Origin of the sequence: Polaribacter sejongensis, assembly GCF_038024065.1 — a bacterium.
In the GTDB taxonomy this organism is placed as follows: domain Bacteria; phylum Bacteroidota; class Bacteroidia; order Flavobacteriales; family Flavobacteriaceae; genus Polaribacter; species Polaribacter sejongensis.
The window spans coordinates 3,563,957-3,585,167 of sequence record NZ_CP150667.1 but is presented as its reverse complement, the minus strand read 5'-3'; the positions used below and the strand labels follow the sequence as shown (position 1 = coordinate 3,585,167).

13 protein-coding genes and 1 tRNA gene are annotated in these 21,211 nt (G+C 31.5%); 5 read left to right on the top strand and 9 right to left on the bottom strand.

Annotated elements, in window-relative coordinates; all coding sequences use genetic code 11:
* Positions 1 to 323: 323 nt before the first annotated feature.
* The 5 genes from WHD08_RS14710 to WHD08_RS14690 form a co-directional block, all read right to left on the bottom strand.
* Positions 324 to 1,970: a RagB/SusD family nutrient uptake outer membrane protein gene (locus WHD08_RS14710; RefSeq protein ID WP_165732077.1), complete on the bottom strand. Its 1,647-nt coding sequence runs from the start codon at positions 1,968 to 1,970 to the stop codon at positions 324 to 326.
* An 18-nt stretch (positions 1,971 to 1,988) separates the two neighbouring features.
* On the bottom strand, positions 1,989 to 5,057 hold the full coding sequence (locus WHD08_RS14705; protein ID WP_208890305.1) for a SusC/RagA family TonB-linked outer membrane protein: 3,069 nt from the start codon (positions 5,055 to 5,057) through the stop codon (positions 1,989 to 1,991).
* A 696-nt stretch (positions 5,058 to 5,753) separates the two neighbouring features.
* A tRNA-Ser gene (locus WHD08_RS14700) sits at positions 5,754 to 5,840 on the bottom strand.
* 5 nt (positions 5,841 to 5,845) lie between these two features.
* On the bottom strand, positions 5,846 to 6,373 hold the full coding sequence (gene rimM / locus WHD08_RS14695) for a ribosome maturation factor RimM (protein WP_165732073.1): 528 nt from the start codon (positions 6,371 to 6,373) through the stop codon (positions 5,846 to 5,848).
* Positions 6,374 to 6,392: 19 nt separating this feature from the next.
* Positions 6,393 to 6,929 (bottom strand): 30S ribosomal protein S16, encoded by a 537-nt coding sequence (locus tag WHD08_RS14690; protein WP_165732072.1) that lies wholly within the window; start codon positions 6,927 to 6,929, stop codon positions 6,393 to 6,395.
* Positions 6,930 to 7,408: 479 nt separating this feature from the next.
* Between WHD08_RS14690 and WHD08_RS14685 the strand changes: the two genes are divergently transcribed.
* The 5 genes from WHD08_RS14685 to WHD08_RS14665 all read left to right on the top strand — a co-directional run bounded on the left by WHD08_RS14685 (position 7,409) and on the right by WHD08_RS14665 (position 15,583).
* Entirely contained in the window at positions 7,409 to 7,855 is a 447-nt protein-coding gene (locus WHD08_RS14685; protein WP_208890306.1) for a ferritin-like domain-containing protein, read from the top strand.
* 695 nt (positions 7,856 to 8,550) lie between these two features.
* A complete protein-coding gene (gene dnaE / locus WHD08_RS14680) occupies positions 8,551 to 12,891 on the top strand; it encodes a DNA polymerase III subunit alpha (RefSeq protein ID WP_208890307.1) in 4,341 nt (1,446 codons plus the stop codon).
* Positions 12,891 to 13,535 carry a hypothetical protein gene (locus WHD08_RS14675; protein WP_208890308.1) on the top strand — a complete coding sequence of 215 codons (645 nt, stop codon included), beginning with the start codon at positions 12,891 to 12,893 and terminating at the stop codon, positions 13,533 to 13,535. The genes dnaE and WHD08_RS14675 overlap by 1 nt, the downstream gene beginning before the upstream one ends.
* Positions 13,536 to 13,619: 84 nt before the next feature.
* Positions 13,620 to 14,933: a D-arabinono-1,4-lactone oxidase gene (locus tag WHD08_RS14670; RefSeq protein WP_208890309.1), complete on the top strand. Its 1,314-nt coding sequence runs from the start codon at positions 13,620 to 13,622 to the stop codon at positions 14,931 to 14,933.
* Positions 14,933 to 15,583: an HAD family hydrolase gene (locus WHD08_RS14665; RefSeq protein WP_244183301.1), complete on the top strand. Its 651-nt coding sequence runs from the start codon at positions 14,933 to 14,935 to the stop codon at positions 15,581 to 15,583. Before WHD08_RS14670 ends, WHD08_RS14665 begins: the two co-directional genes overlap by 1 nt.
* 176 nt (positions 15,584 to 15,759) lie before the next feature.
* Here WHD08_RS14665 and gldA read toward each other — a convergent pair whose 3' ends face one another.
* From gldA to WHD08_RS14645, 4 genes are all read right to left on the bottom strand, one after another.
* A complete protein-coding gene (gene gldA, locus WHD08_RS14660; protein WP_208890310.1) occupies positions 15,760 to 16,653 on the bottom strand; it encodes a gliding motility-associated ABC transporter ATP-binding subunit GldA in 894 nt (297 codons plus the stop codon).
* A 48-nt stretch (positions 16,654 to 16,701) separates the two neighbouring features.
* A complete protein-coding gene (locus WHD08_RS14655) occupies positions 16,702 to 17,472 on the bottom strand; it encodes a hypothetical protein (RefSeq protein WP_208890311.1) in 771 nt (256 codons plus the stop codon).
* A 75-nt stretch (positions 17,473 to 17,547) separates the two neighbouring features.
* Positions 17,548 to 20,277, bottom strand: coding sequence for an outer membrane beta-barrel protein (locus WHD08_RS14650; protein ID WP_208890312.1), 2,730 nt, complete (start codon positions 20,275 to 20,277; stop codon positions 17,548 to 17,550).
* 29 nt (positions 20,278 to 20,306) lie between these two features.
* Positions 20,307 to 21,161 (bottom strand): GLPGLI family protein, encoded by an 855-nt coding sequence (locus WHD08_RS14645; protein ID WP_165732057.1) that lies wholly within the window; start codon positions 21,159 to 21,161, stop codon positions 20,307 to 20,309.
* Positions 21,162 to 21,211: the final 50 nt, after the last annotated feature.

The following is a 21,211-nucleotide window of genomic DNA, read 5'->3' as shown; positions in this document are numbered from 1 at the left end:
CTAAACTTTTTTTTAATATGGATTTATAATAGAAATATATGGATATATCATTCATTGATATAAAAACAGAAGAAAATCTACAGTTTTAGAACCGTTATTAAAGTGATATTGATAAAAAAGTATTGCACAAAAAAAAACAGGTAGAAGCTATTAACTTCTACCTGTATAAACATCAATTAAAATTGATTAAAGATTTACTTCTTCTTAAGAAATAAGTTTATAGTATTTTTTATTTTAACTACTTATTGAAGTATAGACAGGTAACTTTTATACCTGTCCATATTTCAAAACCAGCTCAAAACAAACTTATTTTTATACTGTTATTAGTATCCAGGATTTTGCACCATAGTATCAGGAGAAAGTGTTAATTCTTGATCTGGAATTGGACGTAATAAATGAATACTAGCATCAAAAGCGCCATGATCTATTACTGCCGGATTATAAAGTTTAATTCTTTCTTCTAATTTACCTGTTCTTTTTAAAACAGCCCATCTATCATCTTCAGCCGCAAGTTCTAATGCTCGTTCATTTAAAATATCATCTATAGTTATAGAGGTATATTCGTTAGCAACTCCTGTAGCACGCTCTCTAACTATGTTAATATGATTTAATGCTGATGCTAAATTATTAGCTCCTAAATATGCTTCTGCAGCTATTAAATGTGTTCCTGCTACTCTAAAGATAAAAGTATCACGAGATCCCTCTCCATCCTCACTAAAATCTTGATCATCAAATTTCTTAAAAATTGGAAAGTTTGTAAATTCTGTATTTTCAGAATATAAGAAAGTGGTCCCAGGAACATCTGTTGGTCTACCAAAGCCATATTGATCTGGTTGATATACCCAATGACGATCTAAATGATCTGCTAATTCTGCCGCACTTAATGCTACTTTTGGAAAATAAACAATAGTATCACCAACAGATATAGGCGCTATACCTCCTGTTTCATCTTCATTTGCAATAAGAGCACGATGTATAGTAACATCTTCTCTAGAATCATTATCTGCAAATAAAGAATAGAAAAATGGTGTTGGCATATCACTTCCACTTTTTAACCCATAAGAATTAACTCTAGATATACCTGGTAAGTTAAAAACTTGATACATAAAAAGCGCATGCTTATTATTATTTTTATCTGCTGTAATACCTTCTGATCCCCATTGTGCTGCAAATAAAACCTCATCATTTACTTGATTATTAAAATCAAAAACCTGAGCAAAAGACTGACTTCTAATATCATAAGAACCTATTGCTGATTCTGCTAAAGCTGCTGCAGTTGCAAAATCTGTACTTAAACCATAAGATTTATACGCTCTAGTTAAATATACCTCTGCTAATAAGTGTTGCGCAGCTCTTTTAGAAAAACGTCCTGCTTCTGGAGCAACTTCTAAATCTGGAATTGCCGCTTCTAATTCTTCTATTATAAGTGTATACGTTTCTTCTTCTGTAGAACGCGTATAATCTGAACGAATAGTTTGTGGCTCTTCTAAATCTAATACTACACCTCCAAATTGTTGTACTAAATTAAAAAAAGCTAATGCTCTTAATCCTTTCGCTTGCGCAATACCATAAGCTTTATCTGCTAATCTTGGAGTACTCCAATCTATTTGGTTTTCATAACGATTAATTGCTGTATTAGACTTTGCAATAACATCGTAATTATTAGACCAAACGCTGTTAGTGTTTGGAGCCGTAAAACCAACATAGTCATTAGCAGAACTCGTAGCAGTTACATCATTTTGATTAGTAAAGATATCAGTACCTTGAAATTTATAACCGTAATTTTTATAAACCGAACGCACTTGAGTATAAACACCTACCACTAATTGATCTGCAGTATCTTCGGTAATAAAGTTTTCGCTTGTTATATCTGAGTATATCTTCTCTTCAATATAGCTTTCACAAGCATTTAATAGCATTATACAACTTAGTATACCTATTGAATATTTTATGTTTTTTAAAATTTTCATCTTTTATATAGTTTAAAATTAATAAGATAATTTAAGACCGAATAATACTGTTTTAGTCAAATATCCTCCATTATAATTGTTTTGAAGTCCTGTTTCTGGATCTGAACCTTCATAATCTGTAAATGTAAATGGGTTTTGAATATTTACTGATAAACGTAAACTCGACATTTGTAATTTATCTAACATCTTATCAGAAAATTGATATCCTAAACCAATATTACCAATACGAACAAAATCGAAATCTGTATAGTAATCTCCATTTGCACCATATTCTAAAGCTGGATTTTCTGAATCTGGGTTATTAGGTGTCCAATAATCTAAATCAACTTTATTAAAAGTAGCATCATCACCATTCCATGGCACAGATAGTGAATTAAATTCTGAATGACCATAACTACCTTGTCTTGTATAGGCTTGAATTGAAAGATCTAAATTTTTATACGTAAATGTATTTGTAAGACCCGCCGTCCAATCTGGAGATAATTGACCTAAGACAACTTTATCTTCATCATTTAATACACCATCATTATTTTGATCTACATATTTACGTTGTCCTGGATCTTGACCATAAACATCTGCTTCTGCAATTTCATCTAATTGCCAAATACCATCTCTTTGGTAACTCCAAATAGCATCAGCTGGTTGTCCTACCTGTAAAACACCATGATCTTCGTAAGGCAATAAATCTAAATCTCCATCTAATTCAAGAATCTCATTCTTGTTTTTAGCAAAATTAAAACTAGTTCTCCAGCTAAAGTTATCTGTTTGAATATTTCTTGTATTTAAAGTAATTTCTATACCACTATTTCTTACAGAACCAAAATTACCAATTGCAGCACTAAAACCAGAAATAGGAGATAATGTTCTTCCAAAAATACTACCCACTGTTTTTTTATTATAAAGTTCTAAAGACAATGCTACTCTATTTTGTATAATACCAAAATCTAAACCAATATTAAATTCTTTTGTACGTTCCCAAGTTAAATTACTATTAGGTAAACCAGATACACTAACACCGTTTGCTGCAGATTCTCCAAATAAATAATCATTATTACTTAAAAAAGCAAGAGAATCATATGCACTAACAGAAGTATCATTACCTGCTTCACCATAACTTAAACGTAATTTTAAGTTACTTAACCAATCTGTATTGTGTATAAAATCTTCATCTGATATTTTCCAAGCAAAAGCTGCTGATGGAAAGAATGCCCATTTATTATCTGTTGCTAATTTAGAAGAACCATCATACCTTCCAGAAAAAGTAAAAAGATACTTATCATTAATGCTGTAATTTATTCTTCCTGCAAAAGACGCTAATGATTCTTTAACATATTCAGTATCATAATCTCTTATATCTGTACCAGATTCTGTATTATAAAACAAATATTCATTGGTATCAAAATTTCTAGTTTCTATTTTCCCATTCTCTCTTTGGTTATAATACAATGAAGAAATAAGTGTTGCTTTAAGATTGTGACCTTTTGCAACATCAAAATTAAAATCAACAATATTATCCCAACTATAAGATGTATTAAAATAAGTATCATAGTGTGATTGTATTCTACTAGGATCATTACGAGCAGCTTTAGTGTACAAACCTCTAAACTCTCCAAATCTGGTCGTTTTAATATTTGGTGCAAATTGCGTTTTAAAACTAACCCAATCTGTAGGCTTATAGTTTACAAACACATTTGCTATAACATCTAAAGATTTTGTATTTACAGTCCATTCTCCATTTGCATCGTAATAAGGATTTGTAAAACGGGTATCTTGATCATCTGGAAATAAAATAAGATTACCATCTGTATCACGAGAGTTTACTGTTGGTGCTAAACGTTGTGTACTTCTATATAATTCTCTACTTCCTTCTTCTCTTTCAGAAAAAGCCAAATAAGATTTTAAGCCTACAGTTAACTTATCAGACACTCTTTTAGAAAGTGAAAGGCTTAAATTATAACGTTCATAAGCTTCTATACCTATAACACCTTCATCACTTAAATACCCTAAACTAGCACTATATACCAAACCATTTGTTCCACCAGACATCCCAAAATTATGACTCGTTTGCAAGCCTGTTTTTTGATAATCTTTTATCCAGTTTGTATAACGTCTGTTAGCTACATTACTAGCTTCTTCATTTGTTGTTCTTATTTCTGTGTTTATAAAAGAAGACACATCTATATTATTATAATCTGCTACAGTAGGCGTTCCTGAATTAAATAATTTTCCAAACTCTCTACTTCTTATAACATCATCTACAAAAGCTACATATTCATCACCTGTAAAAAAATCTGGCTCATTTGCTACAGTTCTAAACCCCATTGTTGCCTCATATGTAAAAACTGTTTTTCCTTCTACACCATTTTTGGTTGTTATAATAACTACACCGTTTGCTCCACGAGAACCATATATAGCCGTTGCAGATGCATCCTTCAAAATATCCATTTGTTGAATATCTGCTGGATTTAAAATATTTATATCTTCAAAGAAAATACCATCTACCACATATAATGGTTTTGTTCTATCCAAAGTAGGATCATCACTTGCTCCGTCACGACCAACATATGCATCATTTCTAATAGCAGTATTACCTCTAATTCTAATACTAAGAGGTGCACCTGGTTTATTGCTAAGCGATCTAACATCTACCCCAGCAACTTGTCCTTTAACAGCTTGCCCAATATCTGTTTTCTTCTGTTCTGTTAATTCAGATGCTCCTATAGATGAAACAGCACCTGTTAAGTCAGACCTTTTAACAGAACCATAACCTACTACTACAATTTCTTCTAATGTTGCAGTATCTTCCTTTAATTGAACTGTTAAAGGTGATTGTCCGTTATAAGTAATTTCTAACGTTTTAAAGCCTAAATAAGAAAAGACAATAACATTACTTTTACTCGCTTTGATTTGATATTCACCATCAAAATCTGTAGTTGTTCCAATAGTGGTCCCTTTAATAAAGACACTAACTCCCGGAATTGGTTGGTTTTGTTCATCTGTTACAACACCAGATACAGAATCTTGTGCAAATGTTAAAGATGAAAAACCTATAATAAAGGCAATTAATAAGAGTTTAAGTTTTTCCATTTTAAATAGTTTAGTTAAAATAATTTTTAGTTAATCGTTATAATAATTATTAATATTTCGTTAAAATTAGTTCAGTAGTTTATTTTTGGTATGGACATTTTACTCAAAAATATAGATTTATATGTATTTTTTTTTAGATACAAAAAGCACAATAAACTACTCGTTTATACAATGTTTACAAGAGATTCCCTACTTTTTAAATAGTAATTTTCACAACAACACGACAAACCTTAAAAGTATTTAGATAGACTTGAATGCTTTTTAATAAAAAAACTTCAAAAAAATCTTTTAAAACTATGTATTAAGAAGTGTATTATATTCTTTAACAAATATTAGTAATATCTTTTTAATTTGCACTTATTTTTTTAATTACTTAAAATCATAGGTAACAAATTACGATATCTTTATATTTTATATATTTATTATCAAAAAAAAGTAAAGAGTAAAAAAATGGCTGTATACATTTTCATTCTTACATTACAATAAGAATAAAAAAATGAACACACTTTTTAAAAAATAAGGTGCAGATATTTAATATCTGTAGATTAATTTAATGAAGTTTATTAACTACTATATTTCTTTAATCTTAGCACAAATTTCACACACCTAAAATTTAGACAAATAATAGGTATATAAAATATTAAAACCGAAAAAACCCTATAAACAATTTGCTTATAGGGTTTTTTAATTTTTCAGTAGAGAGGAAGGGATTCGAACCCTCGGTACCGTTACCAGTACACTACCTTTCCAAGGTAGCTCTTTCGACCACTCAGACACCTCTCTTTATTTTAAGACAAATACAACTCAATTAATCCTTCTGGAGTATCTACCTGTATTGTTTTGTTCTCTCTATCTACTTTTTTGATAAAATCATCTACCATCGGAATAAAAATTTCTGTTCCTTCTCTGTCAATTTCAAAAAGTGGTTGCGCTGCTTTATCGTTTATATGAACAATTTGTCCAACTTCTCCAAAATTAGCATCAACAACTGTAAAACCGATTACTTCATGATAGTAAAATTTATCGCCCGTTAATTCTGGCAACATTGTATTTGGTAAATAAACACCACATTTTAAGATAGAATCTGCTTCCTCATCAGAATAAACATCCTCAAACTGAACACGTAACTGATTCCCTTTATGTAGTGAACTTTTATCAATAAAAAATGGAACCAAGTTTGTGCCGAATTCGACATAAACTGATTCCATTTCTGTATACAACTCAGGCTCGTCGGTATCTAATTTGATAACAACTTCACCTTTAAAACTATATTTTGTAACGATTTTGCCTAAATAAAAACAATCTTCTTTACGCATCTTCGTAATAATTTATAATTTATTCTGCTGCTTTTGCTGCTGCATCATCAATAGTTTCTGGAGCCTCTTCAGCTTCAGCAACAACCTCTTCTGCTACTTCTTCAACAACTGGTTTAGCTGCTTCAATTCTTGCTTCATTTACTGCTTTTTCTGCTGCCAATGCTGCTGCTTTCGCCTCAGATTGTGCTTTAGATAAACCAGCTTCTTTATCAGAAATCTTAGTAGCTTTTGCCTCTACCCACGCTGCAAATTTTGCATCTGCTTGCTCTTGAGTTAAAGCACCTTTTCTTACACCACCAGCTAAATGATTCTTTAACATTGCACCTTTATAAGATAAAATGTTTTTTGCAGTATCAGTTGGTTGTGCACCATTTTGTAACCAAGTTACAGCTAAATCTACATCTAAATCAATAATTGCAGGGTTAACGTTAGGATTGTAAGTACCAATTTTTTCTAAGTATTTACCATCTCTTTTTGCACGAGCATCAGCGGCAACGATCCAATAGAATGGTTTCCCTTTTTTACCGTGTCTTTGTAATCTAATCTTTACAGACATAATTTGTTAATTTGTTAAGGTTCTCGACCTTGATTATTAAAAATCTCACTATCTCGTAGTAAGTGGGCGCAAAAGTACAAAACCTTTTTTAAACTAAAACGCTAAATATCAATATTTTTTAGGGCGTTACCACAAGGGTCGGGCTTTCGCTACTCGCTTCCCACAAAAAATGTGGGAGAGCTCAAATAGACCGCTCTATCCCTAACGCAGACACTCATGCTCCACAAACTTGTCACTTCGAGCGCAGAGAGAAGTCGCATAACAGTGATAACACAACAATGATAACAACACAACGAACAAAATATTTATGATTTCCCCAGTCGTAGAAAAAACAAAATATCACTACACAAAATCAAATGAGTTAAAATCAAAATCTTATGGACTCATGACTCTCTCTAATATTTTATAGTTTTGTATCAGATGCTAAACAATACACATCTTAAAACAAGCTATTGGAATTTTAAAATGAAAATGACAACATGAAGTACACAGAAAAAATTTCGAACAAATTAAACGAATTATTAGAGAAAAATTATGATGCCGAAAAAGGATATCTAAACGCTGCAGAAAATGTAGAAAGTCCCAAATTAAAGATTTTCTTTAAAAATAGAGCCTCAGAAAGAAGTCAGTTTGCAAAAGAACTTAGAACAGAAATTCTTGTACACGGACAAATACCAGAAGATGATGGTTCTTTTAAAGGAACAATGCACCGAAATTGGATGACTCTAAAATCGCTATTTAGCTCAAATGATGAAGAGGCAATTTTAGAAGAATCTATTAGAGGTGAAAAAGCAAATTTAGAAGAGTATAAAGAAATATTACTAGATGATGTTTTTGCTCCTTCCACAAAAAAAATGCTAGAAGAGCAGCAACAAAAAATTCAAGCTGCTATTAATTTACTGATGGTGAAAGAAGAGTTAGCCTAATCATAAAATATAAATAGGTTATAAATCTATTATTCATATTTTTATGAAACAGTTTAAAAAGCCAATCCTTAAATGGATTGGCTTTTTTATGCTCAGACTTGTTACTTACAAGCATTAGTAAATAATTTCATCTGCCTTCTTAATTTTATAAAAGTAAGCGAAAAGACCCTTCAGGTTTTAAAAACCTGAAGGGTCTACTTTTTTACAATAGAAAACTAATGTGACAAACTTGATGCTTTTATAAAGTAAGAATATCGAAATAAACACACACACTAACGCTCGTTTGTAATGAGTGAAATCAAAGACTTTTTTATATAACCATATTAATTACAAACAACCTCAGCGTGAAGGATAGCAGCCTTTCGACTTCGCTCAAGATTAACTCCAATCCCACAGTGAGGTACGAACGCGGACTTGCAACGGATAGCCTGACCATTTTTAAGACAAAAATTTATCCTACTAACTTGGTGTATTAAAAAATGGGCACGCCCAAAAAAACAGACATATTCTTTCCCTCGGTTATAACTAGTGTAATTAAGTACTAATTTCTGATACGAAACCAGTTACAAACGAGCACTAGCCTAAGAGAAAATTTGTTGATAAACAAAACGAACTCATCCGTCATTTGTAAGAACAATTTTCTATTTTTACATGTTCTTTTAAATAGTTAAACGCTTCAACATTTACACAGATTTATGTACTTAATTTTTGATACTGAAACTACTGGTTTACCTAAAAGTTGGAATGCTCCTATTACAGATACGGACAACTGGCCTAGGTGTATTCAAATTGCATGGCAACTCCACGATGAGATGGGAAATGTGTTAGAACATAACGATTTTCTAATACAACCAGACAACTTTAATATTCCGTACGATGCAGAAAGAATTCATGGTATTTCTACAGAATTAGCAGCGGAACAAGGTATTCCTTTAAGTGAAGGTTTGGTTTTATTTAATGAAGCATTAGCTAAAACGAAGTTTATTGTTGGTCAGAATTTAAATTTCGATTTAAATATTATGGGATGTGAATTCCATAGATTGGGTGTAGAAAACAATTTAAATTCATTACCAATTTTAGATACCTGTACAGAGAAAACGGCTACTATCTGTCAGATTCCTGGGGGTCGTGGTGGTAAATTTAAACTACCAACCTTAACAGAATTACACAATCATTTATTTGGTGTTGGTTTTGGTGAAGCGCACAACGCAACTGCCGATGTTGAGGCTACAACTCGTTGTTTTTTAGAGTTAATTCGTTTAAGAGAATATACCAAAGAGCAATTAGATGTAGATGATGATTATTTTAAAAATTTCTCTGAGGCGAACCCAAAACCGATTCAGGTAATTGGTTTAAAACACATCAACCTAAAAAAGGAAAGCGATATAATTCGCCAACGTTTAGAAAAATTAAAAGGTACTGCAACAACTAAGTCTACTTCAGATGGTTTAGCAGAGTTAGAAAACGTACAATTTTCGCATTTACACAATCACACACAATATTCTGTTTTACAATCTACCATGCAATTGGGTAATATTGTAAAAGCTGCAGCAAAAGACAATATGCCGGCAGTTGCTATGACAGATACTGCAAACATGATGGGTGCTTTTCACTTTGTGAATGCTGTTTTAAACCATAATAAAACGGCAGAAACTCCCATGAAACCAATTATTGGTTGTGAGTTTAATATCTGTGAAGATCATAAAAATAAATCGCAAAAAGACAACGGGTATCAGGTTGTTTTATTAGCAAAAAATAAAAACGGATATCACAATTTAGCAAAAATGTCTTCTGCAGCCTTTGTAGATGGTTTTTATTATGTACCAAGAATTGATAAAGAACTTGTAGAAAGATACAAGGAAGATATTATTGTTTTAACAGGAAATTTATATGGTGAGGTTCCTAGTAAAATTTTAAATCTAGGAGAAAAACAAGCTGAGGAAGCGTTAATCTGGTGGAAAGAACAATTTAACGACGACTTGTATATTGAGTTGATGCGTCATGACCAACAGGATGAAAAAATTGTAAATGAAACTTTATTAAAGTTCTCTAAAAAGCATGATGTAAAAATTATTGCCACCAATAATACATTTTACTTAGAAAAGAAAGACGCCAACGCACATGATATTTTATTATGTGTAAAAGATGGCGAAAAGCAATCGACACCTATTGGTAAAGGGCGTGGTTATAGATACGGTTTACCTAACGACGAGTATTATTTTAAGTCTACGGACGAAATGAAAAAGTTGTTTGCAGATATTCCGGAAGCCATAAGCAACATTCAAGAAATTGTAGATAAAGTAGAAATATTTACACTTGCAAGAGACGTTTTATTACCTGCTTTTAATATTGGAGAAGAATTTAAGGATCCGGAAGATGAAAAAGATAATGGAAAACGTGGAGAGAACAATTTCTTAAAACACTTAACTTTTGAAGGTGCAAAAAAACGATATGGAGAAATTACAGAATCTATTAAAGAACGTTTAGATTTTGAATTAGAGGTTATTGAAAAAACGGGATATCCTGGGTATTTCTTAATTGTAGAAGACTTTATTAGAGCAGCAAGAAGAATGGATGTTGCCGTGGGACCTGGGCGTGGTTCTGCTGCGGGTTCCGTAGTTGCCTATTGTCTTTGGATTACAAATATAGATCCTATTAAATACGATTTACTTTTTGAGCGTTTCTTAAATCCAGAACGTGTATCGATGCCCGATATTGATATTGATTTTGATGATGAAGGGCGTGGACGTGTAATGGACTATGTAATTGATAAATATGGTGCAAACCAAGTTGCTCAGATTATTACGTACGGAACCATGGCGGCAAAATCTTCTATTAGAGATACTGCCAGAGTTTTAGATTTACCGCTGTTTGAAGCCGATAGAATTGCAAAATTAATTCCGGGAATTAAACTAAAAAATATTTTTGGCGATGATGCTAAAAGTAAAGGTAAAGTTGATGGTTTACGTGCAGAAGAAAAAGTTCTTATAGAAGAATTAAAACAAATGTCTTACGGAAACGACTTGGTTTCCGAAACGATAAACAAAGCCACCATTTTAGAGGGCTCTGTTAGAAATACCGGTATTCATGCCTGTGGTGTAATTATTACGCCTGGGGATATTACCAATTATGTTCCGGTTGCTTTGGCAAAGGATTCCGATATGTATGTTACCCAGTTTGATAACTCTGTAGTGGAAGACGCAGGTTTGTTAAAAATGGATTTCTTGGGATTAAAAACACTGACTTTAATTAAAGACACTGTTAAAATTGTAAAAGCAAGACATGATATTACTTTAGATCCAGAGACGTTTCCTTTAGATGATGTAAAAACATATGAATTGTTCCAGCGAGGAGAAACGGTAGGTATTTTCCAGTATGAATCTCCAGGAATGCAGAAACACATGCGTTCTTTAAAACCGACTGTTTTTGCCGATTTAATTGCCATGAATGCATTATATCGTCCTGGTCCGATGGAATACATTCCGTCTTTTATCAATAGAAAACACGGAACTGAAGATATTGAGTACGATTTACCTGCCATGGAAGAGTATTTGGCAGAAACCTACGGAATTACAGTATACCAAGAGCAAGTAATGCTTTTATCACAAAAACTAGCAGATTTTACCAAAGGTGAAGCCGATGTTTTACGTAAGGCAATGGGTAAAAAACAAATTGCGGTTCTAGATAAAATGAAACCAAAGTTTGTAGAGCAAGCTGCTGCAAAAGGACATGATCCAGAAAAATTAGAGAAAATCTGGAAGGATTGGGAAGCCTTTGCTAGTTACGCCTTTAACAAATCTCACTCTACGTGTTATGCATGGATCGCTTATCAAACAGCGTATTTAAAAGCACATTACCCTGCAGAATATATGGCTTCTGTACTTTCTAATAATATGAAAGATATTAAAGCTGTTTCTTTCTTTATGGAAGAATGTAAGCGAATGGAGTTACAGGTTTTTGGACCAGATTTAAATGAATCATTTTTAAAATTCTCTGTAAATAATGAAGGTGCTGTTCGTTTTGGAATGGCAGCAGTAAAAGGTGTTGGAGCCGGAGCAGTGAGAGCTATTATTAAAGAGAGAGAAGAGAATGGAAATTATAATTCAATTTTTGATTTATCTAAACGGGTAGATTTAAGAGCTGCCAATAAAAAATCTTTTGATAGTTTGATAAAAGCTGGTGCTTTCGATTCTTTTACAGATACTCACAGAGCGCAATATTTTGCTACCGATGAAAAAGGAATGACGTTTTTAGAACGTGCCATGAAATTTGGACATAAATATCAAGAAAACGAAAACTCTGCTCAGGTTTCTATGTTCGGAGAAGCTTCTACTGTGCAGTTTCCAGAACCAGACATTCCAGAATGTGAAACTTGGGGAACCATGGAATTATTGCAACAAGAAAAAGAAGTAATTGGTATTTATATTTCGGCACATCCTTTAGATGATTTTAAAAATGAAATAAAATTCTGCAACGCTTCTTTAAAATACTTTAAAGCCGATTTAGCAAAATTTGTAAATATGAATTTAGCTTTTGCAGGAATTGTTACCGATGTACAACACAGAGTTTCTAAAGCAGGAAAAGGTTGGGCAATGTTTACGGTTGAAGATTATGGTGATAGTAATGAATTTAGGATTTTTGGAGAAGATTACCTAAGAATGCAGCACTTCCTAGTACCTAATCAATTTTTATTTATACGTACTACCGTGCAACCTGGTTGGACTAATAAAGAAACAGGAGTTGTTGGTGAACCTAGGTTAAAGTTCTTAGAAATGAAATTGCTACATGATATTATGGATGAACTCTGTAAAAAAGTAACCATTCAACTTCCTTTAAGTGAAATTAAAGAAGATTCTATTTTAAACTTAGAATCCATTTTAAAGAAGACACCTGGTAAACAAAATTTAAATTTCACTATTTGGGACGAAAAAGAAAAACTAGAAATTAGCTTGCCAAGTAGAAATACAAAGGTTCACATAACCAACGAGCTGCTAGCAAGTTTAGATACACAGCAAATTGCATATAAGTTAAACTAATGAGAAAATTATATCCATTATTTTCTATGCTAATTTTTATGACTTGTGCTCCAGCTCTAAAAATTACAGATTATAAACCAAATATATATAGAAGTGAATTTACTAATCCTGATTCTATCTATATACCAAAGCCCGAAATAGTTGACAATTACTCAAAAAAAGGAAATCACCATTATATACATAAAAACGGATTTAAATCTTTTGAAATTACTAAATCTAAAACAGTAAAAAATAAAGATTCTATTTTTGCAAATGAGCTGAAATTTTACGCCACATATTCTTCTTTTTATACTCGAAAATCTATGTATGAAAAATTTGGAAATTGGGATAAAAACCTATATATAAAAGGAGAAAGAACACCTTTTCTTATTTGGAAAAAGGTAAAATTATTTCCAGAAAAAGAAAATTATTTTTATGTAGTCACTGGCGGGCATGAATGTACTAATTGCGATGTTGATTTAAAAAGCATATACGCATCAGTTATTGTCTTAGATGAAAATAAAAACGATTGTTTAACTGATAAAGACCCCAAATTAAAAAAAGAAATCATAGCTTTATTTTCTGATGGAATTAAGAATCTAACAAATAGTGAAGAATTCTATGGAAAATTCTGGGGATTAGTTTTAAAAAACAAAATTCAGTAGGTAGCATTTTTTATAAATTAAATTAGATCTAAATACTCTAAAAAAATTATATTGCTTACTTTTGTTTAATATTTTACAAAATAGATGAAACAAAATAAAAATGGAGTTTGGACAAGTTGGAACGAAAATCTAACCTACAATTACGAATCTCTTTATAAAATTACTTCAGAACAAGAGTTGCAAGAAGTTGTCAAAAAATCAAAAAAAATTCGTGTTTTTGGTAATAAACAATCTTCTGCTGATATTGCTTCTGGAGCCGCAACCTTAATAGACATTAGAACTTATAACAAAATTATTTCTTCTAATGACACTGAACATACAATTACAGTGCAATCTGGTGTAATTTTAGGAGATTTTCTAGAGGCTGTGGAAGCAAAAGGTTGGTGTATTCCTTGCTTGCCAGATATTAATACCATTACAATTGGTGGCGCTTTAGCAACAGGAACTCATGGAACAAGTGGTAAACTTCTTTCTGAGTACATGACCAAATGTAGTATTGTTCTTGCAGATGGCTCTATTAAAATTATTACAGACAAAGATGATTTAATTGATGCTATAAGAGTTTCTTTGGGAGTTTTTGGTGTGTTTTCTGAAATAACTTTTAAGTGCGAACCTATTTATACTTTACATGTTAAAGAAGGTCCGGAAGATGATAGTGTTTGGTTACCTAAGATTAATGAACGCCTAAAAAAACATGATTTTCTAAGAATTTTGTGGCTTCCTCATACTGATAAAGGATATGTTATTACAGGTGATAAAATAGACCCAAACACAGAAGTTATAGAAGATTTAGGTCCTAAATATTTAAAACATAGAAGAACGGCGTCTAAAATATTGTATAAATATTCACACGTTTTTCCTTGGATTACAGCCATTGCAAACAAACTTTTATATAGAGGCTTTTTTAGCTCTACAAAAGAACACAAAGGCTCGTTATACCAAGCTACCGTTACAAAATCTAGAGGATCTACTTTAGAATTAGCAGAATGGACGATTGGTTTAGATGTTTTTCCTACAGTTTTTGAAGAACTAAAAACAGAAATAAATAAGTGGAGTAACAAATCATTTATTCATATTCCTATGGATGTTCGTTTTGTGTACAAAGACAAATCTTGGTTAAGCTATGCTTACGAAAAAGACACTGTTACAATGGGTTGTGTTTCTAGAAATGCAGCAACTGCAGATACCTATGAAGCTTTTAAAAGTATTGAAAAAATATTTTTAAAACACGGAGGGAAACCACATTGGGCAAAACGTTTTACAGCTAAAGATGCAGAACTTTCTAAAGTGTATACAAAGTGGGAAGATTTTAAACTTTTAAGAAGAGAATTAGATCCAACTAACAAATTTTTAAATCCGTATTTAACGGAAATATTCAACGAAAAAACAAGTAACTAATGATATTACCTAAAGGATTTTTATTTGATTTTGATGGCGTAATTGTATACAGTTTTGAAAGCCATTATTCTGCATGGACTTCCGCTTTTAAAGAGTTATTTGATAAAGACATTACTCCGTTTCCTAAAACGCATGCAGGAAAATCACCAATGATTATTGCTGAATATTTTTGCTCTGTTATTGGTGAAGAAAAACGTACTAAAGAATTATTCCTTTTAAAAGATGAACATATAAAAACACACTTTAAAGTCCCTAAGTTATTACCAGGAGTTAGAGAGTTTACAAGTCTTTTATCCGAAGAAAAAATACCTTACGGGATTGCAAGTAACGCCACTAAACTGTTTTTAAAAAACAGCATTCATCATTTAAACTTAAACTTTACTACTGTTTTTGGAGTGCAAGATTATGTAAAACCAAAACCTGCTCCTGAAGCATATATTTTATTAGCAGAAACATTAGGGTTTAAAGAAAGTGATTTTAAAGATATTTGGGTTTTTGAAGATAGTTTAACAGGAACAAAAGCGGCCAAAGCTGCAGGAATGGTTGCTATTGGAATTACAACGCAATATTCTGAAGAAGAATTAAAAGAAGCAGGAAGTGTTTTAGTTTTTCCAACTTTATTGGAAGCTTATGAGTATTTGACTAAATAATATTTCTGAATTAAATAGCTTTCATAACAAGTAACAAATTTGAAGGTTTTACTTACAGTTTGTTATTTCAATCAGAAAGAGAAATCTCATAAAACTACAAAGTTTTGTGTAATCACAGTCATGTGACTTCTCATAACTTCTAAGTGACAAACTTTATAAAATTATCGCTTAAAAACTTAAGCGGTAACCTCTCTAAAAAGCGTTTCTAAATTCTTGTTTTGAGTATTTAAGCTAAGAATTTTTAAACCGTTTTCTTGTGCAAAATCAAAAATAACAGGTCGCATATCTTCTTCACTTTCAAAAGTGATAAACCAAGTATTGTCGTAATTATTTTTATAAGAAACCACGTTTGGTAACCTTTTTATGAATTGCTCTTCTATTTTATAATCAAACGTAACTTCTATTACTTGCTGATTATTTTCTTTGAGCTCTGCTAGTTTTTTATCAATTAAAAGTTCTCCTTTTTTAATGATGATCACACGATCGCAAACCGCTTCTACTTCTTGCATAATATGGGTAGAAAAAAGTACCGTTTTATCTTTTCCTAATTCTTTAATAAGTGCTCTAATTTCTACTAATTGATTAGGGTCTAAACCCGTTGTTGGCTCATCTAAAATTAACACTTTTGGGTTGTGTAAAATTGCCGCTGCCAAACCAACTCTTTGCTGATATCCTTTAGATAATTGATGTGTTTTTTTATGTGCTTCTGCAGTTAACCCAACTTTTTCAATACAAATTTCTATTTGGCTTTTATCAACCTTAAAAATAGTTGCTTGAAACTGTAAATATTCACGCACATACATATCGGTATACAAAGGGTTGTGCTCTGGCAAATACCCAATAGATTTTTGTGCTTCTAATGGATTTTGTAACACATTTATTTCATCAACAAAAACTTCGCCTTCATTCGGTTTTATAAAACCTGTTAAGATTTTCATCATCGTAGATTTCCCAGCACCATTTGGACCTAAAAACCCAATTATTTGGCCTTTATCCGCAGAAAAAGAAACATTATTTAATGCTTTTTGCATTTTATAGACTTTGGAAACCGATGTTACTTTTATAGACATGTAATAAGAAAATTAGTGATCATTTAAATTAACGATATAAAAACACTTTTAGTTTGTGGCTTTAGACAGATTTAGTCTAATTTTTCTAATATTTTTCATTCTTAACCAAGCAGCTTTATGTCGTTTTTTATAAAACCATAAAGTTCCTAAATCTAGTAAAAAGTAAAAAAAACTAATTCCTGTTGGAGGATTATGACTTGGCAAGAAATCAAAGATTCCCCAAGCCGTAGCTGGCCACCACCAACACTCATAGGTTGTACCCACAATTTCTAAGAACGCAACTGCTAAATACATGGTTAAATAAAACAGCCTTTCACGAGGTTTCTTTATCAAGATTAACAGCGTTCCTGCAGTCATTACAAAACCAAAAACATCATTTCTAAAAATAAGAAATAAGGTAGCATATAGTATAATGATAACTGTTAGTATTTTCTCTAATTTTTGATGGTTATTTTTAGTAAAAGCTGTTTTCATAAAAAACAAAACTCCAGCATATACTAAGGCATGTCCCATAGGGATGTAATGAGGCACATTTTCTAACCGATACGTATACATACCCATTGCTACAGAAAACAAATATTCCCCAAAAAAACCTAATAAAACTGCGTAAAACAGTTGTTCTCTAATTCTTGGTGAAACTTTAAAACAGGTTACCGTAAAAACAATTACCATAACAATATTTGCGACCCATTGAGACTCTCCAAAATTTCCGGTAACATAAACACTGTCTATAAAAAGACCAATAAGTATGTAGAAAAAAAGGATACCTAATGTTTTTATAAAGGCAGGGAAAAAGGTTTTGCTTGTTACTACACTCATTCGGCTAAAATAAAGAAAGAAAAGAAAAAGAGCTCAATAAATTGAGCTCTTTTTCAGTAAACAATACTACTTATTTTATAATTGATATTTCACTCTAAGACTAATAAACCTTGGTAAAACAAAGGTCTCATTTATTGTAAAAGCGATATTACTAGTATTTACAGAAGCTCTAGAACCAGAAGCTAAAAGGTTACTTCCTACCAACTCATACTCCCATTTTGCATCTTTATCTTTTCTATAGGCAAAAGAAGCATCTAAACTTTGAAAAGTATTTGCAACTACTCCATCTTGTTTTACTTCATTGTAAGAAAAGTCCGAACGAATCGTTAACGATTTCCAAACATAAGCGTCAAAACTAATAGAAGGTGCATTAGTAACACCTTTTATAACGGCATCTCTAGAACTATTATCTTGGTCTGACAAACTTAATCTATACCCTAAAGACACATTTGGAGCTTTGTTAAAATTGGTACTTACACTTGCAGAATAACTTTGAGAAAATAGTTTATTAGTATTAAACTCATCATTTAAAGACTGAAATGTTTTACTATAACCATAATTAGCTCCTAATGATGTTTTAATCTTATTAAAAGTTTTACCAACTCTTGCGGAACCCGTAAAACTCTCATTATCGAAAGGTGAATTTAATGAAGTACTTGTAGACACAACAGAACCAGGTTCAAAAATTGTATTTGAATTAATTTGATCTATCGTTTTTTTGTAATTAAGTCTCGCAAATACATTTGTGTAATTAAATAAGTTAAAGCTAGAATAATTTAAATTCACATTATGTAAATGTGCATTGGTTAACTCGTGATTACCATAATAAAAAGAACTATAACTATTTGCTACAATACCTTTGGCAAGTTGATTTACATCTGTAAAATTAACTTCTTGTTTGTAAGAAAACTGTAAAGATTCACTTTGTTTAAACTGTGCGATTATAGATAATTCTGGAAAGAATTTCTGAAATTGATCTTCAAAGATCTCTGTCTCATACTGCGTATTTTGAACATCATATGCATGTAATGTAAAACCAGGTGTAAAAGTAAAAATACCTGCTTTTAAACGATATCTTAACCCTGCATAAATATCAGAAAAACCATATTCTGTATCGTTTGTAAATGATCTAGCATCATCTTCTGGAATAGTTCCTGTTGGAGTAGATTCGCTTCCATCTTCTAAAACTTGGAAAAACTTAGAATCAAAATTTTGCTTACTTTGTATGGTACCAACTACAAAGTTTAAATTACTCTTATCATTTAAAATATTATAGTAATCTAACTTTACGTCTAATTGATTCGACTTTACACGTCTGTCTTGTTCTAATGTATAATACTCGTTAGTTGCACTTGGCTCTGTAAAACCTAAGGTTTCTGCCTCATCAACATAATTATCTTTATCTAAAGACGCTACGTAAAAAGGATCCTCATCTTGTAATAAATGTTTTGCTTCTAATGCAAAGATATTTTTTTCATTTGCCGTATAGAAATAACTAAAATTTTGATTGATTGTATAAGGTGTTGCTTTTTCATCTTCTGTAATATTACCTAAAACATTAGACACAACATCATCTTTTCTAAATTCGTTTGTAAAACGACCAATTAAATCATAATTAAATTGCTTTCTTGCATTTTGCTTATATCCAGCACTCAACTTAATTAGTCCTGTATTACTTGTTTGGTCTGTTCTGCTCTCGGTATATTCATCTGGAGTCTCAGCATCTATATAATCTGTATCTACATTATTTTGTTGTCCGTTGCTATTACTAGAAAATATTAAAAATCCGCTTAAATCTAGTTTTGTAGTTGGCGAATAACTAAAATTCATAGCCATTAATTTGGTCTCTATTCTATTCGCATTTCTAGCATTTGCAGTTAAAAAACCAATACCTGCACTTGCCAAACTTAAGTTGGTTCCGTTAGACGGACTTTGACTTCTAAAACCACCACTAAAGCTTCTAATATCTCCTCTATCTAAAACAACTTCTCCCATATTATTAACATCACCAATAACATTAATGGTGTATTTTGGAGAGTAATAAAATAATTTTGGTTGTAATAAATATAAGGTTTCATCTGGTGCATCTCCTGCTCCTGCAGTTATATCACCAAACCAGAAATTCTTTTTACCTTCTTTTAGCTTAATGTTTATAGCAACTCTATCCTGATTGTTTTGTACACCACTAAGTTGACTTACATCTGCATAATTTCTTAAAACTTCTATTTTATCTAAAGCGTTAGATGGTATGTTTTTAGTAGCCAATTTTGTATCGCCATCAAAGAAATCTTTACCATCGATCATTATTTTTTCTACAGTTTTGCCTTCTACCTCAATTTCACCATCATCATTTATCTCTACACCAGGCAATTTTTTTAGTACATCTTCTAATTTCCTTTCACTACCATTCTGAAAAGAATCTGCATTGTACACAATTGTATCTCCTTTTACAGTAACCGGCATTTTAGAAACAATATTTATACCGTCTAATGCATTGTCAAAAGCTAACATTACATTTGTAACAATGTCACCTGACTTAGTTTCTAATGTAAAATCTGCAGATTGCATACCTACATAACTTATTTTTAATAAAACAGTAATGTTCTTATCTACATTTAATTTATAGAAACCTTTTTCATCTGTAAATCCGTAAGACGCTATTTTATTGGTAACCTTATCTATAGCTAAAACATTTGCCATTTCTAAAGGCTCTCCAATACTATCTTTAACAATACCTGTTAATTTTACTTGGGCATTGGTAAAAATGGTAACCATAAAAATGGCTAAGAATATTATTTTTTTCATTCTATATATTTAAAATTATTTTTGTTAATTTAGTTACGTCCGCCACCACGGTTACCACCTCTACCTCTATTTTGAAAGTTTTGTCTTAATTCTTCCATTTTTTTAGTTACGGTTTCTGTGTATTTTTCTCTTGTAATCTTTTTACCTTTTGATGGTGCTTCTATCGCTTCTTTTTCTGAAGGATTTAATACAATTTCTGTACATAAAATAGTAGTAGTTCCTTCGCTAATTTCTAAAATTAAACCAGGTAAACCCCAATACTCTCCAGGACCATTGCTTACAGGTATTTGTGGTGTATACCATGCAGTAACTAATATTTGTTTTACTTCTTTTTCTTCTTCTGATTTTTCTTCTGCTTCCTCACCTCTTCCTGGTCTTCTAAAGTTAGAAAAATCTAAAGGGTTTGCATCTTTAAGCAATGTTGCTTTATAACAAAGATAACTACCTATTTGTTTTGTTTCTCCGCCTAACTCCCATTGTGGTTGTTCCATTACGTCAGAAACTAAAAACTTTTTACCAAAAAACTCGGTAGCTTCTAATGCCACTTTATCTTTGGTATTTTTATACTTAGTTCCTCCACTAGTAAAACCACCAAATCCTCGTCCTCTTCCGCCTCCACTAGTAGTTGGTGCTTCTAATTTTTCATCTTCTTTATAAAGAGACGAGCTTTTATCAAAATTTAAAATAAATGTTTTTTCTAACTGAGATTTCATTCTTGCTTGAAGCTGTTTCTTTCTTGCTTCAGAAAGTTGTTCTCCACCTCGCGCAAAGTTGCTTAAGTCTATAGAGGTTTTAGACATATAAATAGCTTTCCCCTGAAAATCTTTTTGTCCAAAAGTAATAATTGAAACAAGCGCTAGAATGAATGTAAATAATGATTTCATGTGTTTGAGTTTAATGATCTATAAAATAAATAGGATTACATTTATTAAGA